This window comes from Rhodobacter sp. SGA-6-6, from assembly GCF_011043545.1.
In the GTDB taxonomy this organism is placed as follows: Bacteria; Pseudomonadota; Alphaproteobacteria; order Rhodobacterales; family Rhodobacteraceae; genus Pseudogemmobacter.
On record NZ_JAAKGP010000010.1, the window covers coordinates 1 to 15525 of the forward strand.

The window sequence follows — 15525 nt, forward strand, 5'->3', positions numbered from 1 at the left end:
TCAGAACAGCATCTGCACCGGATCGCGGTTGCAGACCACGATGAACTGGTTCGAACTGGCCAGCAGGTGGAAACCGCGCCGCCGCACCTCGGCCAGAAACAGCTCGCGCCCGACCTCGCGGTCCCCCCAGGCGATCGAGCGGCGCACCACGCCGCCCTGCGCCGCGCGGGCCGAGAAGATCTGCCGCAGCCAGTCCTCGGGCGAGAGGTTCACCGGCGCGGCGGGCGGGGAGGGGCGGAACATCCGGGTCATGCCCGCAGCCTGCACCGGCCCGGTTAACGCCGGGTTGAGCTCACTCCACCGGCGCCACCCGCTTCAGATAGGCGGCCACCGCCCTGGCATCCTCTTCCGGCAGCCGGGCGAAATTCTCCACCACATGCACCATGTGGCCGCCGGCGCTGTCGAAATCGGGGGTGAAGCCGGTGGTCAGGTAATAGGCGATCTCGCCTTCCGACCATGTCAGCTTCGCCGGGGTGATGTTCGGCACCTTTCCCTGGCCGGTCGGGTCCGAAGGGTCCGGCGCCCCCGCCAGCCAGCGCGAGGTGTCCATGCCGCCGAGCGCATTGCGCGGGGTATGGCATTCGCCGCAATGCGCCAGGGCCTCGGCGATGTAGCGGCCGCGGTCCTCGGTCGGCGTCAGGTTGCCGGGCAGCGCCCAGTCGTCGTTCAGGAACAGCAGCTTCCAGCCGCCAAGCGCCATCCGCAGGTTGAAGGGGAAGGAAATCTCGTGCGGCAGGCTCGGCGTCGGGTCGGCGGGCAGGGTCTTCAGGAAGGCATGGAGGTCCGCCACGTCCTGCAATTCCATCCGGGCGTAGGAGGCATAGGGCAGGGCGGGGTAGAGATGCTCGCCCCCGCGCGACACGCCGCGGGTCAGCGCATTGGCAAGGTCGTGCAGCGTCCAGGCGCCGATCCCGGCCTCGGCATGCTGGCTGATGTTCGGGGCGATGAAGGTGCCGAAATCCGAAGGAAAGCGCTGCCCGCCCGACAGCACCAGCTGCGCCTCGCCCTTGGCGCCCTCGGCCATGTGGCACGAGGCGCAGCCCGAGGCCCAGAACACCCGCTCGCCCCGGCCCGGATCGCCCGTGAGCCCTTCCAGCGCCCGGGCGGGCAGGGGGGCGGGCAGCGTCCACCAGATCAGGCCCGCCCCGAGAAGGACAAGCAGGATCAACGGGATGCGGAGCTTGCGCATGGCGGGCCTCCTCTTGCGGTTGCGCGCCACCCTAGCGCAGGCCTGCGGCCCTGTCAGCGGATCAGGGCAACCTTCGCGGGGAATTGACCGTCAGCCAGTCGGGCCAGCCCCAGAGCCATTCCACCCCAGCCAAGGCCAGACAGGTCGCGATGATCGCGCCGTAGAACATCACCTGCCGCATCGAGGGCGGATGCTGCGCCCAGCGTTTCGCCTTCAGCAGCCAGCGCGGGTTCATGCCGCGTCTTCGACGAAGCGCACCTTGCCGATGAAGGGCAGGTTGCGGTTCCTCTGGGCGAAGTCGATGCCGTAGCCGACCACGAATTCGTCGGGGATCTCGAATCCGGTCCAGGTCGCCCTGATCGGCACCTCGCGCCGCGACGGCTTGTCCAGCAGCGCGCAGATCTCCAGCCGCCGCGGGCCGCGGCTGAGCAGCAGGTTCTTCACATGGGTCAGGGTGAAGCCGGTGTCGACGATGTCCTCGACCACCAGCACGTCGCGGCCAGCGATCTCGCCGCGCAGGTCCTTGAGGATGCGCACCTCTCGGCTGGAGTGCATTGCATCACCGTAGGAGGAGGCTTCGAGGAAATCCACCTCGACCGGCAGGTCGATCTCGCGCACCAGGTCGGCGATGAAGACGAAACTGCCCCGAAGCAGCCCCACCACGATCAGCTTGTCGGTGCCGCGGTAATGGGCGGTGATCTCGCGCGCAAGTTCCTCGACCCGGGCTGCGATCGACTTGGCGCTGATCATCTGGTCGATCACGTATCGGGGCGGGCTGTCTGTCATCATGTCCTCGGGAGGGCGGCTGGCCCCCTTCCTTGCGCCATCGCGCCGGCAATGCAAGCCCTGCGGCCTTTCCGCGGCTTGATCTTCGCGCCGGTCCGGGCGAAATGTCCGGCAAACAGCCGAAGATACCGATGCCCACCCATCACGAGACCAAGGCCCTGCCCTATACCGCGGCCCAGATGTATGACCTGGTTGCCGACGTGGCGCGCTACCCCGAGTTCCTGCCCTGGAACTCCGCCGCCCGCATCCGCTCGCGCCGGCCGGTGGAGGGAGGGCCGCCCGGTGCCGAAGTGATGGAGGCCGACCTGGTGATCAGCTTCAAGGTCTTCCGCGAACGCTTCGGCAGCCGGGTGACGCTGCTGCCTGGCGAGGGCAAGATCCTGACCGAATACCTGGACGGCCCGTTCCGTTACATGCGCTCCACCTGGACCTTCCGTCCGGCGGAGGGCGGCTGCGAGGTCGATTTCTTCGTCGATTTCGAGTTCCGCAACGCCATCCTGCAGGGGATCATCGGGCTGGTGTTCAACGAGGCGATGCAGCGCATCGTCCGCGCCTTCGAGACCCGGGCGGCGCAGCTTTACGGGCCGCGCTGAGGGGGCGGTAAAGCCCTCCGACGCCGGGCCTTCCCGGCAGGGCGGAGTTCGCCACGCCGCCGGGGTATCCGCGGGCGGAAAAAGGGCACGGAAGGGGCGTGTCGGGCTATTCCACCCCCGCCAGCAGCAACTCCAGCGCATGGTCGCGCGAGGCCTGCCGCACCTGTGCGCGGCCGCGCGGGCCATACTCCACCGTATGGACCTGCGTCTCGCGCCCCGCGCGGGCGAGGCCGAAGCAGACCCGACCTTCCGGCTTGAACTCCGACCCGCCCGGCCCGGCGATGCCGGTGATCGAGACCGCCAGCCCGGCCAGGGAATGGCGCAGCGCGCCCTCGGCCATCTCGCGGGCGACCTCCTCGCTGACCGCGCCATGGGCGGCCAGCGTGGCGGGCAAGACGCCCAACATCGCCTCCTTCGCCGCGTTGGAATAGGTGACGAAGCCGCGGTCGAACACGTCGGAGGAGCCGGCCACGTCGGTCAGCGCCGCAGCGACCATGCCGCCGGTGCAGCTTTCCGCCGTGGCGATGCGCAGGCCCGCCGCCCGCGCGGCGGCGAGGATCTCGGCCGCCAGGGTCATGGCCCGGCCATCAGAGCCAGGGGCACATGGTAGAGGATCGCCGCGGCGACCGAGGCCAGTCCGGCGAACAGCCCGGCCCAGAGGTCATCCAGCATCACCCCCGCCACGTCGCCCCGCCGGTCGGCCCGGCCGACGAGCCAGGGCTTCCAGATGTCGAACAGCCGGAAGAACAGGAACGGGAAGACCACGGCCGGCCAGGGCAGCCAGCCCTCCCAGCCACGGCCCAGCCAGAAGGCGGCCGCGGGAAAGGCGAGGGCCAGCAGCATTCCCGCCACCTCGTCGATGACGATTTCGGACGGATCCTCGCCCGGCCGGCCGGCCAGTTCGGCGGCCACGGCGCGGAAGCCCGCCAGCACCGCCAGCGCCGCCAGCGCCGCCACCAGCGGCAGGCCGGCCAGCCAGTAGGCGCCCCAGCCCAGCAAGGCCGCCGCCGCCGAGGCCCAGGTTCCCGGAGCGGGGCGCAGAAGCCCGAGGCCGCAGACGGTGGTGATCTGTCTCATCATGCTTTCACCAATGCGCAGGTGGCCAAGGCGGCGATGCCTTCCTCTCGGCCGGTGAAGCCCAGCCGTTCGGAGGTGGTGGCCTTGACGGAGACGCGGCCGGGATCGACACCCATGATCCGCGCCAGAACTTCCGCCATTTCAATGGCGTGCGGGCCGATCTTCGGACGCTCGCAGACCAGCGTCACGTCGCAGTTCGCGAGGCGGTAGCCCCGGTCCCGCGCCAGCCCGATGGCATGGGACAGGAAGACATGGCTGGCCGCACCCTTCCATTGCGGGTCCGAGGGCGGGAAATGCCGGCCGATGTCGCCCGCCGCCAGCGCGCCGTAGATCGCGTCGGTCAGGGCGTGCATCCCGACATCCGCATCCGAATGGCCGAGCAACCCCCTGGAATGCGGCAGCTTCACCCCGCAGAGCCAGAGATGGTCGCCTTCGCAGAAGGCATGGACGTCGTAGCCGTTGCCCAGGCGCAGATCCATCGCGCGGCCTTTCAGGATCGCCTCGGCCCGGAGGAAATCGCCGGGGAAGGTCAGTTTCAGGTTGTCTTCGTCGCCCTCGACGATGGCGACGTCAAGCCCCGCTGCCCGCGCCACCTCGACATCGTCCAGCGCGCCGCCGGGATGGGCGCGATGCGCCGCCAGGATCGACGGATAGCGGAAGCCCTGCGGCGTCTGCGCCCGGTAGAGGCCGGCGCGGTCCTGCGTGCCGGCGACCCGCCCGTCCCCCCCCCGCCAGAGCGCGTCCGAGACCGGCAGCGCGGGCGCCGCCGCCTCCGCCCGGTCCAGCGCCGCCAGAACCCGGGCGATCAGGGCGGGCGAGACCAGCGGCCGGGCGCCGTCATGGATCAGCACCCGGGTGGTGCCGCTGCCCGCCAGCGCCTCCAGCGCGTTGCGCACGCTTTCCGACCGTGTCGCGCCGCCCTCGACCAGCAGCGCCCCCGGCGCCAGCGCCCCGGCCCGCGCCCGGTCCTCGGGGTGGATCGCCAGCACCAGCCGCGTCCCGGCGAAGGCCGCCAGGGTGCGGGCCAGCACCGGCTGCCCGGCCAGGTCCTGCCATTGCTTCGGCACCTCGCCGCCCATGCGGCTGCCGCGGCCGGCGGCGACGATGATGGCGGCGGTGGTCATGCGTCCCCCTTCGGTTTGCCTGCCTTCTAGGCCAGCCGGGCGGGTCTGACAATGTGACAGGATTTTCAGCACGGATGCCTAAAATTTGTTCATTGCCCGCTTTTCGGTCACTATGCAGCGGCGTAGGGAGGCGCTTCGCTTCCCCCGCCGCGCCCGCCGCCGCTACCCCTGATCCCGCACCCGGAAGGAAACCGCCCCTTGGCCCTGACGCTCGGACCCGTCGCCGTCACCCCTCCCGTCCTGCTGGCGCCGCTGGCGGGAATCACCGACCTGCCGTTCCGCCGGCTGGTCGGCCGCTTCGGCGCCGGACTGGTGGTCAGCGAGATGGTGGCCTCGGACGAGGTGCTGCGGGCGCGGCCGGAGGCGCGGGCGCGGGCGGAGCTGGGGTTCGAGGAGATCGCAACCAGCGTCCAGCTGGCGGGGCGGGAGCCGGCGCTGATGGCCGAGGCGGCTAAATGGTGCGAGGGGCAGGGCGCCCGGGTCATCGACATCAACATGGGCTGCCCGTCGAAGCGGGTGACCACCGGCCTTTGCGGTTCGGCGCTGCTGCGCGACCTCGACCTTGCCCTGCAACTGATCGAGGCGGTGGTGAAGGCGGTGCAGGTGCCGGTGACGCTGAAGACCCGGCTCGGCTGGGACGACACCTTGCACAATGCGCCCGAACTGGCGCGGCGGGCGGAAGGGGCGGGAGTGCGGATGGTGGTGATCCACGGCCGCACCCGCTGCCAGTTCTACAAGGGCCATGCCGACTGGCGCGCCATCCGCGCGGTGAAGGAGGCGGTGACGATCCCGGTCATCGCCAATGGCGACATCACCGACGGCGGCGCGGCCCGGGCGGCGCTGGACCATTCGGGGGCGGATGGGGTGATGGTCGGGCGCGGCGCGCAGGGCGCGCCCTGGCGGCTGGCGGAGATTTCCCATGCCCTCTACGGCACGCCGTCGCCCGTCATACCGCAGGGTATGGAGCTGGCCGGGATGATCACCGCGCATTACCAGGACATGCTGTCCTTCTACGGCCGCGACCTCGGCCTGCGCTGCGCCCGCAAGCACCTCGGCTGGTATCTGGAGGAGGCCGGCCTGCCGCAGGCGCGCGACGCCATCCTGACCTCGACCGATCCCGACCAGGTCATCCGCCTGATCGCCCGCGCCTTCGCCGAGATGGAGGAGGCCGCATGACCGGCTATCCCGTCCCCGGCGCGATCTGGGCCGCGCTTCCGCTGCCTTCGCTGCTGGTCGACGACGCCGGCGCGATCCGCGAGGCCAATCCTGCGGCGGAGACCTTCCTCAACGCCTCGGCCCGCAGCCTGCGCGGCCAGCCGGTGCTGGACCGCCTCTCCATCGATGCGCCGATGGAGGAGGCGCTGGCCCGCGCCCGCGCCAACCAGTCGCCGCTGAACGTCTCGGACGTGGACGTGACCAGCGGCGACCGCCCGCCGGTGCAGTGCAACATCCATCTGGCGCCGATGCACGACAGCCCCGGCATCCTGCTGATGATCCTGTCCCCGCGCGAGATCGCCGACCGGCTGGGCCGATCCTTGGGGGCGAAGTCGGCGGCCAAGTCGGCGATCGGCATGGCCGAGATGCTGGCGCACGAGATCAAGAACCCGCTGGCCGGGATTTCCGGCGCGGCGCAGCTGCTGTCGATGAGCCTGACCCCCGACGACCAGGAGCTGACCGACCTGATCGTCGAAGAGACCCGGCGGATCGTGAAGCTCTTGGAGCAGGTGGAGCAGTTCGGCAACCTGCGTCCGCCGGACCGCCGGGCGGTGAACATCCACGACGCGCTGGACCGCGCCCGCCGCTCGGCGCTGGTGGGATTCGCCGCCAGCATGACCATCGTCGAGGATTACGACCCCTCACTGCCGCCCACCTGGGCCGACCCGGACCAGCTGATGCAGGTGTTCCTGAACCTGATCCGCAACGCCGCCGAGGCCGCGAAGGGCAGGGGCACCATACGGCTGCGCACGTTCTACGACCTCAGCCTGCGCGTCCGCCGCAAGGACGGCCCGCCCGCGGCGCTGCCGCTGAACGTCGAGGTGATCGACGACGGCCCCGGCCTGCCGCCCGACATCGCCGCGCAGGTGTTCGAGCCCTTCGTCTCGGGCCGCGAGAACGGCACCGGGCTCGGCCTCGCGCTGGTCTCGAAGATCGTCGGCGACCATGACGGCTGGATCAGCGTCGACTCCGTGCCGGGGCGCACGGTGTTCCGGCTGTCGCTGCCGCTGGCGCCCAAGGACAAACGGAAGGAGTAGACATGGACGGAACCGTTCTGGTCGCCGACGACGACCGCACCATCCGCACCGTGCTGACCCAGGCGCTGACCCGGGCCGGCTGCAAGGTCCATGCCACCTCCAGCCTGATGACGCTTATGCGGTGGGTCGAGGAGGGCAAGGGCGACCTGGTGATCTCGGACGTGATCATGCCCGACGGCAACGGGCTGGACGCGCTTCCGCGCATCGCCCGGATGCGGCCGGGGCTGCCGGTGATCGTGATCTCGGCGCAGAACACCATCATGACGGCGATCCAGGCGGCCGAGGCCGAGGCCTTCGACTATCTGCCGAAGCCCTTCGACCTGCCCGACCTGATGAAGCGCTCGGCCCGGGCCCTGCAGGAGAAGCGCCACCTGCCGAAGGCCCCGCAGCCCGTGCGCGAGACCGGCGAGGACCTGCCGCTGGTCGGCCGGACGCCGGCGATGCAGGCGCTCTATCGGCTGGTGGCGCGGGTGATGAACACCGACCTTTCCGTGCTGATCACCGGCGAATCCGGCACCGGCAAAAGCCTGCTGGCCCGGGCGATCCACGACTTCTCCGACCGCCGGGCGCAACCCTTCGTGGTGGCGCGGGGGGCGGACCTCGCCGGCCCGGACGGCCCCGCCGCGCTGGCGTCCCGCGCCCGCGGCGGCTCGGTCGTGCTCGACGAGGTGGCGGATTTCGACGACGAGGCGCAGGCGCGGGCGGTGCGGCTGCTGGATGCGGGCGGCGACACCGCCCCGCGGATCATGGCCACCAGCCAGGTGGACCTGACCGCGCGGATGCAGGCCGGCGCCTTCCGGCAGGACCTGTTCTACCGGCTCGGCGGCGTCACCCTGCACCTGCCCGCCCTGCGCGAGCGGGTCGAGGACATCCCGCTTCTGGCCGAGCATTTCCTGACCCGCGCCGCCCGCGACGGCGGCCCGCAGCGCCGACTTTCGGACGCCGCGCGCGAGGCGATCCGGGCGCAGCCCTGGCCCGGCAACGTGCGCCAGTTGGAGAACTGCATCCGCCGCCTGCTGGCGACCTCTTCCGAATCGGAGATCGGCCGGGCCGAGGTGGAGCAGGCGCTCGGCGCCGCCCCGGTGCTGGAGCCGCTGAAGGGCGGGGGAGAGGGCGAGAAGCTCTCGGCCTCGGTCGCCCGCCACCTGAAGCGCTACTTCGACCTGCACGGTGGCCAGCTGCCCCCCGCCGGCGTCTACCAGCGGGTGCTGAAGGAGGTGGAGCTGCCGCTGATCGAGATCGCGCTGGACGCCACCGCCGGCAACCAGGCGAAATGCGCCGACCTCCTTGGCATCAACCGCAATACCCTGCGCAAGAAGATCACCGATCTCGATATCCGCGTGACACGGCGGCGGAAGCTGATGTAAAACCGCAACATCCAGCGTTGCGCCGGGGCTATACCCCGGCCGCGCCACCAGATGTTGCGGGGACATGAGCAGCCGGGATCTCGCCTTGCGCCGGGATATGTGGACACGCCTGTCACGGCTGCGCCGCCTGCGCCGCGTGCAGACGACGATGACGCTCGGCCTGGTGTTCCTCGGCCCGGTGCTGGTGGTGGCGACCTTCCTCGCCCTCGGCCCGCTGAACCAGAACACCAGCTCGCCCACGCTGCGGCTGATCCTGCTGACCGATCTGGTCTATGTGCTGGTGGTGGCGGCGCTGGTGCTGGCCCGCGTCGCCCGGATGGTCGCCGCCCGCCGCAGCCGCAGCGCCGGGTCGCGGCTGCACCTGCGGCTGACCGGGGTCTTCGCCGGCATGGCGCTGGTGCCGACCGTGCTGGTTGCCGTCTTCGCGGTGCTGTCGGTGAACCTGGGGCTGGAGGGCTGGTTCTCGGAACGGGTGCGCTCGGTCGTCGGCTCGTCGCTGGCGGCGGCGCAGGCCTACGAGGGCGAGCAGCGCGAGGACCTGACCCAGGACGCCACCGCCCTGGCCGCCTATCTGAACATCGCCAAGCAGAAGACCTTCTTCCTGCGCGACGACCAGCTGCGCCCGCTGCTGTCGCAGGGGCAGGAGCAGATCCAGCGCGGGCTGAAGGAGGCCTATCTGATCGACGGCACCGGCGCCTTGAAGACCCGCGGCGACCGCTCCTACCTGTTCGGCTTCGAGCCGGTGACGCCCGAGGACCTGCAACGCGCCCGCGAGGAAGGCCCGCAGCTGATCGAGGACTGGGCCAACAACGAATTCCGCGCGCTGGTGCATCTGGACGCCTTCGCCGACCGCTATCTCTACGTCAGCCGCGACGTCGACGGCTCGATCCTCTCGCTGCTGGACGAGACGCAGGAGACGGTGAAGGTCTACAACCAGCTGGAATCCGACCGCGGCCGCATCCTGTTCAACTTCGGGCTGATCTACCTCGGCTTCGCGCTGATCCTGATCCTGGCCGCGATCTGGCTGGGCCTGTGGTTCGCCGAGCGGCTGTCGCGTCCGGTCGGGCGGCTGGCCGGGGCGGCGCAGATGGTGGGCGGCGGCGATCTGGACGTGCGGGTGCCCGAGGAGGAGGGCGACGACGAGATCGCCATGCTGGGGCGGCTGTTCAACCAGATGACGCTGCAACTGAAGGGCCAGCGCGACGCGCTGGTGGAAAGCCACCGCCAGACCGAGGCCCGGCGGCGGCTGTTCGATTCCGTGCTGACCAACGTCACCGCCGGGGTGATGGGGCTGGATGCCGAGGGGCGGATCGACTTCGTGAACCGCGCCGCGGAGCAGCTTCTGGACCTGCCGGGCGACCGCCACGACGCGCCGCTGGAGCAGGTGGTGCCGGAGTTCGCGCCGCTTTTCAGTCGCTTGCGCGACGAAGCTGCCAATGCGGTTCAAGAGGAAATCCGCCTGACCCGCCGCGGCAAACTGGAAAGCCTGCTGGTCCGCATGAGCACCCGCCGCAGCGACGGCGGCCGGCTGGAGGGCTATGTGGTGGCCTTCGACGACGTGACCGACCTGGTGACGGCGCAGCGCATGGCCGCCTGGGGCGATGTGGCCCGCCGCATCGCCCATGAGATCAAGAACCCGCTGACGCCCATTGCCCTGTCGGCCGAGCGGCTGAAGCGCAAGTTCCGCACCCAGGTGCGGGAGCCGGAGGATCTGGAGCAGCTGACGGACGTGATCGTGCGGCAGACCAACGACCTGCGGCGGATCGTCGACGAATTCTCCAAATTCGCCCGGATGCCCGAGCCGGACCGCAAGGAGGCCGATCTGGTGCGGATCCTGCGCGACGCGGTAACCCTGCAGAAGGCCGGCCAGCCCGGGGTGCGCTTCGTCACCGAAATCCCGGAAGGCCCGGTGCTTCTGGACCTCGACGCCGGGATGATCGCGCAGGCCTTGACCAACCTGATCAAGAACGCCGGGGAAGCCATTGAAACCCTGCAGGAAAAAGGCGCTCCGGCAGGCCATGTCCCCGAAATCCGCATCGAGATGACGGCCGAGGAGGGCGACAGCCTGATCCGCATCATGGACAACGGCATCGGCCTGCCGGCCGACCGGGCACGGCTGTTCGAGCCCTATGTCACCACGCGCGAGAAGGGCACCGGCCTCGGCCTGCCCATCGTCAAGAAGATCATCGAGGAACACGGGGGCCAGCTGGCGCTGCTGGACGCCCCCCTGTTCGCAGGCAACACCCATCCGGGCGCCATGGCCGAAATCCGCCTCCCGCGGCTGGCCAAGCGCAGGATGGGGCGGAACATCGGGCCGCAGGTGGCGGTCCAGGAGGGGTGAGAGATGAGCATTCTGATCGTCGACGACGAGAAGGACATCCGCGAACTGATCGGCGACATCCTGAAGGACGAGGGCTATGCCATTCGTCTGGCAGGAAATTCCGACGACTGCATGGCCGAGATCAACGCCGATCCGCCGCATCTGATGATCCTGGACATCTGGCTGAAGGACAGCCGGATGGACGGGATCGACATCCTGAAGACGGTCAAGCGCGACAATCCCGACATCCCGATCATCATCATCTCGGGCCACGGCAACATCGAGATCGCGGTCGCGGCGATCAAGCAGGGCGCCTATGACTTCATCGAGAAGCCCTTCAACATCGACCAGCTGATGGTGGTGGTCTCCCGCGCGATGGAGACCAGCCGGCTGCGGCGCGAGAACCAGGAACTGCGCCGCAAGGACGTGACCACGTCGGAGATGATCGGGTCCAGCACCGCCTTCAAGGCGCTGAAATCGCAGCTGGAAAAGGTCACCAAGTCGAACGGGCGGGTGATGCTGACCGGGGCGCCCGGATCGGGCAAGGAACTGGCCGCCCGCTTCATCCACGCCAATTCCGCCCGCGCCGGCGCGCCCTTCGTCAGCGTCAGCAGCGCCACCATCGAGCCCGACCGGATGGAAGAGGTGCTGTTCGGCCGCGAGACGCCCGAGCGCGGGGTGGAGCCGGGCTTGCTGGAACAGGCCCATGGCGGCGTGGTCTATTTCGACGAGGTGGGCGACATGCCGCCCGGCACCCAAGGCAAGATCCTGCGGGTGCTGACCGAGCAGCAGTTCACCCGCGCGGGGGGCACCGACAAGGTGCGGGTCGACCTGCGCGTCATCTCCTCCACCACCCGCGACCTGCCGGCGGAAATCCGCGGCGGGCGGTTCCGGCAGGAGCTTTACGACCGGCTGAACGTCGTCCCCATCGCCGTGCCGCCGCTGTCGGACCGGCGCGAGGACATCCCGGAACTGACCCGCTATTTCGTCGACTGGTTCCACCGCACGCAAGGATTGCCCGCCCGGACCCTGACCCAGGAGGCCGAGGCGATGCTGCAGACCATGCCCTGGCCCGGCAACATCCGGCAATTGCGCAACATCATCGAGCGGGTGCTCATCCTCGGCGACGGCGGCGGGCCGATCGAGGCGCGGGAACTCCCCGGTCTCGACAACGGCGCGGAACGCGGCGGCGAGGCGATGGTGCTTGGCGGCATGATCGCCACCCTGCCGCTGCGAGAGGCGCGGGAGCTGTTCGAGCGGGAATACCTGCTGACCCAGATCAACCGCTTCGGCGGCAACATCAGCCGGACGGCGAATTTCGTCGGCATGGAACGCAGCGCGCTGCACCGCAAGCTGAAGTCGCTCGGCGTGGTGACCGGGGCGAAATCCGGCGGCCGCGGCGCCTATGAGGAGGAGGCCGAGGAGGCCTGAATTGACCCCCGCCGCCGCAGGTGCGAAAAGGCGCCGGGTGCGGTGATGGAGTTTCGCAAGCCATGAAAGTCATCATCTGCGGCGCGGGGCAGGTGGGCTGGCAGATCGCCCGCCACCTGTCGGGCGAGAAGAACGACGTGACCGTGGTCGACGTGAACGCCGATCTGGTCCGCCGCGCCACCGAGACGCTGGACGTGCAGGGCGTGGTCGGCTTCGCCAGCCACCCCGACGTGCTGGCCAAGGCCGGCGCCCGCGACGCCGACATGATCATCGCCGCCACCCATTCGGACGAGGTGAACATGGTCTGCTGCCAGATCGCGGCGGCGGCCTTCAACGTCACCCGCCGCATCGCCCGCATCCGGGCGCAGGAATACCTCGATACCGCCTATTCCGATGTCTACAACCTCGACCGGCTGGCCATCGACGTGGTGATCAGCCCGGAACGCGAGGTGGCCGAGGCCGCGCTGCAACGGCTGGCGGCGCCGGCCACCTTCGATACCGAGATCTTCATGGGCGGCCGGGCGCAGTTGCTCGGCATCCAGCTTTCCGAAGACTGCCCGGTGCTGAACACCCCGCTGCGCCAGCTGAACGAGCTGTTCCCGACGCTGCGCGCCATCGTCACCGGCGTGCGGCGCGAGGATCGGCTGTTCGCCCCCGACCCGGGCGACCAACTGCTGCCGGACGACCAGATCTACGTCTTCACCCATTCCGAGGATGTCGGCCGCTGCCTGGAGATCTTCGGCAAGAAGACCCGCAAGCAGGAAAGGGTGGTGATCATCGGCGGCGGCAATGTCGGCCTCGGCGTCGCCCGGGCGCTGGAGACCCGCACCGACCGCACCCGCGCCAAGATCATCGAGAAGAACCGCCAGATCGCCGAACGCGCGGCGGACGCGCTGGAGCGGACCATCGTGCTCTATGGCGACGGCATGGACATGGACCTGCTCTTGGAGGCCTCGGTGGACCGCGCCGATGCCGTGCTGGCCGTCACCGACGACGACAAGACCAACCTCCTGGTGGCGGTGCGGGCCAAGCAGGCAGGATGCCGGCTGTCCATTGCGCTGGTCAACGACCCGACGCTGGCGCCGCTGATGGCGCCGCTGGACATCGACGCCTACATCAACCCGCGGGCGACGACTGTCAGCTCGATCCTGCGCCACATCCGCCATGGCCGGGTCCGCAACGTCTATTCCATCGGCGATGCCGAGGCCGAGTTGATCGAGGCGCAGGTGATGTCGACCTCGCCGCTGTCGGGCCGGCTGGTCCGCGACATCGACTTCCCCGAGGGCGTGCTCGTCGGCGCGGTGATGAAGGGCGAGCGGGTGCTGAAGCCCACCGGCGACCTGCGGATCGAGGCTGGCGACGTGGTGGCGCTGTTCGCCATGGCCAAGGACGTGCCGGAGGTGGAGCGCCTCCTGCAGGTCTCCATCGACTTCTTCTGACGATGCTGCACCGCCTGGCCACGCTGCCGCTGATCGTCGTCCTTCTGGGCGTCACCGCGCTGACCTGCTGGCTGCCCGCCGTCCATGCCGCGGTGCTGCGCGACCTGCCCACGGCGCGGGCCTTCTTCTATTCCGGTGCGATCCTCCTGGTGCTGACCGTCATGCTGGCGCTGGCCACCGCCTCCTGGCGGCCGCGCAATGCCGCCCGCAGCCATCTGGCGGCGCTGGTCGGGGCCTATCTGGTGCTGCCGGTCGCCATGGCGCTGCCGGTGGTGCAGGCGCTGCCCGACACCGGCTTCGCCAATGCCTGGTTCGAGATGCTGTCCGCCTTCACCACCACCGGCGCCACCGGCTATGCCGCGCCGCGGCTGCCGCCCTCGGTGCATCTGTGGCGGGCGGTGGCGGGCTGGCTGGGCGGCTTCTTCATCCTGCTGGCGGCCTATGCCGTGCTGGCGCCGCTGAACCTGGGCGGGGCCGAGGTGATCTCGGGCCGGGTGCCCGGCCGGGGCGCCACCGGCGCCACCCAGATCACCCGCATCGCCGAGCCGTCCGAGCGGCTGGCCCGCTATGCGCTGGCGATCTTCCCGCCCTACACCGGGCTGACGCTGCTGCTCTGGCTGGGACTGCTGCTTGCCGGAGAGGACAGCCTGATCGCGCTGACCCATGCCATGGGCACGCTGTCGACCTCGGGCATCACCGCGGGGCGGGGGCCGGACGATGCCACCGTGCTGATCCTCGACGAGGTGATGATCTTCGCCTTCTTCCTTTTCGCCGTCACCCGGCGGGCGCTGCCCTTCACCGGGCTGGCCGACCGCAGCCTGCCGCTCGGCCGCGACCCGGAGTTGCGGACGGCGGCGCTGTTCGTGGCGCTGGTGCCGCTGGTGCTGCTGATGCACCACTGGCTGTTCGCGCTGACGGTATCGTCGGAGATCGACATCCTCGCCGGCATTTCCGCCACGCTCTGGGGCGCGCTGTTCACCGCCGGGTCGTTCCTGACCACCACCGGCTACCAGAGCGCCCATTGGGGCCAGGCGCAGCTGTGGTCGGGGCTGCAGGTGCCGGGGATGATGCTGCTCGGCCTCGCCATCCTCGGCGGCGGGGTGGCGACCACGGCGGGGGGCGTGAAACTGCTGCGCATCTACGCCCTTTTCCGCCATGGCGAGCGCGAGCTGGAGCGGATCGTCCATCCTGCCTCCATCGGCGGCAAGGGGGCGGCGGCGCGCAAGCTGCGGCGCGAGGGCGCCTATATGGCCTGGGTGTTCTTCATGCTGTTCAGCATGGCCATAGGGGCCGCCGTGCTGGCGCTGTCGATGGCGGGGCTGGAGTTCCAGCAGGCGCTGGTGCTGGCCATCGCCGCGCTGACCACCACCGGCCAGTTGGCCGATGTGGCGCTGGCCCAGCCGATTCCCTACGGGCCGCTGTCGGCGACGGTGAAGCTGGTGCTGGGTCTGGCGATGATCGTCGGCCGGCTGGAGACGCTGGCGCTGATCGCGCTCTTGGCACCGGGGGGCTGGCGGCGCTGACCGGCGCCTGCGCAATACACCGGAACTGTTGCAGAAATGCCAGCGTTTGGCTCTGGAATATCGGCCGCAGCCATATCATACTCTGCCGGTCCGGTCCCGCCTGGGGCAGGATTGCGGCGGATTGCAAGAACGGTTTTCACCGACCCGGGGTTGAACGCGGGCGAAAAAGGCAAGGCAAAACAAGAATGGCTGGCGACAAGCAAAACCTGCAGGACGCTTTCCTGAATCACGTCCGCAAGGCCAAGGTTCCGGTCACGATCTTCCTGATCAACGGCGTCAAGCTGCAGGGCGTGATCACCTGGTTCGACAATTTCTGCGTGCTGCTGCGCCGCGACGGCCAGTCGCAGCTGGTCTACAAGCACGCCATCTCGACCATCATGCCGGGCGCGCCGGTCAACCTCTACGAAGGCGAAGACTGATCGGC

16 protein-coding genes are annotated in these 15525 nt (G+C 69.7%); 9 read left to right on the forward strand and 7 right to left on the reverse strand.

The features are described from left to right. The 4 genes from G5B31_RS16000 to hpt form a co-directional block, all read right to left on the reverse strand. Positions 1-252 carry an N-(5'-phosphoribosyl)anthranilate isomerase gene (locus tag G5B31_RS16000; RefSeq protein ID WP_240904454.1) on the reverse strand — a complete coding sequence of 84 codons (252 nt, stop codon included), beginning with the start codon at positions 250-252 and terminating at the stop codon, positions 1-3. Between the two features lie 40 nt (positions 253-292). After that, complete coding sequence (locus G5B31_RS16005) at positions 293-1189, reverse strand: cytochrome c (RefSeq protein ID WP_165019210.1); 897 nt, start codon at positions 1187-1189, stop codon at positions 293-295. Positions 1190-1250: 61 nt separating this feature from the next. After that, positions 1251-1424: a hypothetical protein gene (locus G5B31_RS16010; RefSeq protein WP_165019211.1), complete on the reverse strand. Its 174-nt coding sequence runs from the start codon at positions 1422-1424 to the stop codon at positions 1251-1253. After that, positions 1421-1978, reverse strand: a complete 558-nt coding sequence (gene hpt, locus G5B31_RS16015; protein ID WP_394352135.1) for a hypoxanthine phosphoribosyltransferase — start codon at positions 1976-1978, stop codon at positions 1421-1423. Before hpt ends, G5B31_RS16010 begins: the two co-directional genes overlap by 4 nt. 128 nt (positions 1979-2106) lie before the next feature. On the opposite strand from hpt, the gene G5B31_RS16020 reads away from it, so the two are divergent. Then, positions 2107-2568 (forward strand): type II toxin-antitoxin system RatA family toxin, encoded by a 462-nt coding sequence (locus G5B31_RS16020; RefSeq protein ID WP_165019213.1) that lies wholly within the window; start codon positions 2107-2109, stop codon positions 2566-2568. Positions 2569-2674: 106 nt separating this feature from the next. Here the strand turns inward: G5B31_RS16020 and G5B31_RS16025 are convergent, their stop codons facing one another. From G5B31_RS16025 to G5B31_RS16035, 3 genes are read right to left on the reverse strand one after another with little or no spacing between them, the layout of a single operon-like run. Then, a complete protein-coding gene (locus G5B31_RS16025) occupies positions 2675-3145 on the reverse strand; it encodes a CinA family protein (protein WP_165019214.1) in 471 nt (156 codons plus the stop codon). Beyond that, complete coding sequence (locus tag G5B31_RS16030) at positions 3142-3648, reverse strand: phosphatidylglycerophosphatase A (protein ID WP_165019215.1); 507 nt, start codon at positions 3646-3648, stop codon at positions 3142-3144. Before G5B31_RS16030 ends, G5B31_RS16025 begins: the two co-directional genes overlap by 4 nt. Next, a complete protein-coding gene (locus G5B31_RS16035; RefSeq protein ID WP_165019216.1) occupies positions 3645-4769 on the reverse strand; it encodes a bifunctional 2-C-methyl-D-erythritol 4-phosphate cytidylyltransferase/2-C-methyl-D-erythritol 2,4-cyclodiphosphate synthase in 1125 nt (374 codons plus the stop codon). Before G5B31_RS16035 ends, G5B31_RS16030 begins: the two co-directional genes overlap by 4 nt. Before the next feature lie 198 nt (positions 4770-4967). Between G5B31_RS16035 and dusB the strand changes: the two genes are divergently transcribed. The 8 genes from dusB (at position 4968) to hfq (ending at position 15520) form a co-directional block, all read left to right on the forward strand. Continuing rightward, a complete protein-coding gene (gene dusB, locus G5B31_RS16040) occupies positions 4968-5945 on the forward strand; it encodes a tRNA dihydrouridine synthase DusB (RefSeq protein ID WP_165019217.1) in 978 nt (325 codons plus the stop codon). Then, positions 5942-7021 (forward strand): nitrogen regulation protein NR(II), encoded by a 1080-nt coding sequence (locus tag G5B31_RS16045; protein ID WP_165019218.1) that lies wholly within the window; start codon positions 5942-5944, stop codon positions 7019-7021. Before dusB ends, G5B31_RS16045 begins: the two co-directional genes overlap by 4 nt. Before the next feature lie 2 nt (positions 7022-7023). Beyond that, a complete protein-coding gene (locus tag G5B31_RS16050) occupies positions 7024-8388 on the forward strand; it encodes a response regulator (protein WP_165019219.1) in 1365 nt (454 codons plus the stop codon). Between the two features lie 64 nt (positions 8389-8452). Next, the gene (locus tag G5B31_RS16055) at positions 8453-10729 is read left to right on the forward strand and encodes a PAS domain-containing sensor histidine kinase (RefSeq protein ID WP_205911983.1); all 2277 of its coding nucleotides are present in this window, start codon (positions 8453-8455) and stop codon (positions 10727-10729) included. A gap of 3 nt (positions 10730-10732) precedes the next feature. Next, entirely contained in the window at positions 10733-12139 is a 1407-nt protein-coding gene (locus G5B31_RS16060; protein ID WP_165019221.1) for a sigma-54 dependent transcriptional regulator, read from the forward strand. A 62-nt stretch (positions 12140-12201) separates the two neighbouring features. Beyond that, positions 12202-13578, forward strand: a complete 1377-nt coding sequence (trkA, locus tag G5B31_RS16065; RefSeq protein ID WP_165019222.1) for a Trk system potassium transporter TrkA — start codon at positions 12202-12204, stop codon at positions 13576-13578. Between the two features lie 2 nt (positions 13579-13580). After that, entirely contained in the window at positions 13581-15101 is a 1521-nt protein-coding gene (locus G5B31_RS16070; RefSeq protein ID WP_165019223.1) for a potassium transporter TrkG, read from the forward strand. Between the two features lie 185 nt (positions 15102-15286). Further along, positions 15287-15520, forward strand: a complete 234-nt coding sequence (gene hfq, locus G5B31_RS16075; protein WP_165019224.1) for an RNA chaperone Hfq — start codon at positions 15287-15289, stop codon at positions 15518-15520. Positions 15521-15525: the final 5 nt, after the last annotated feature.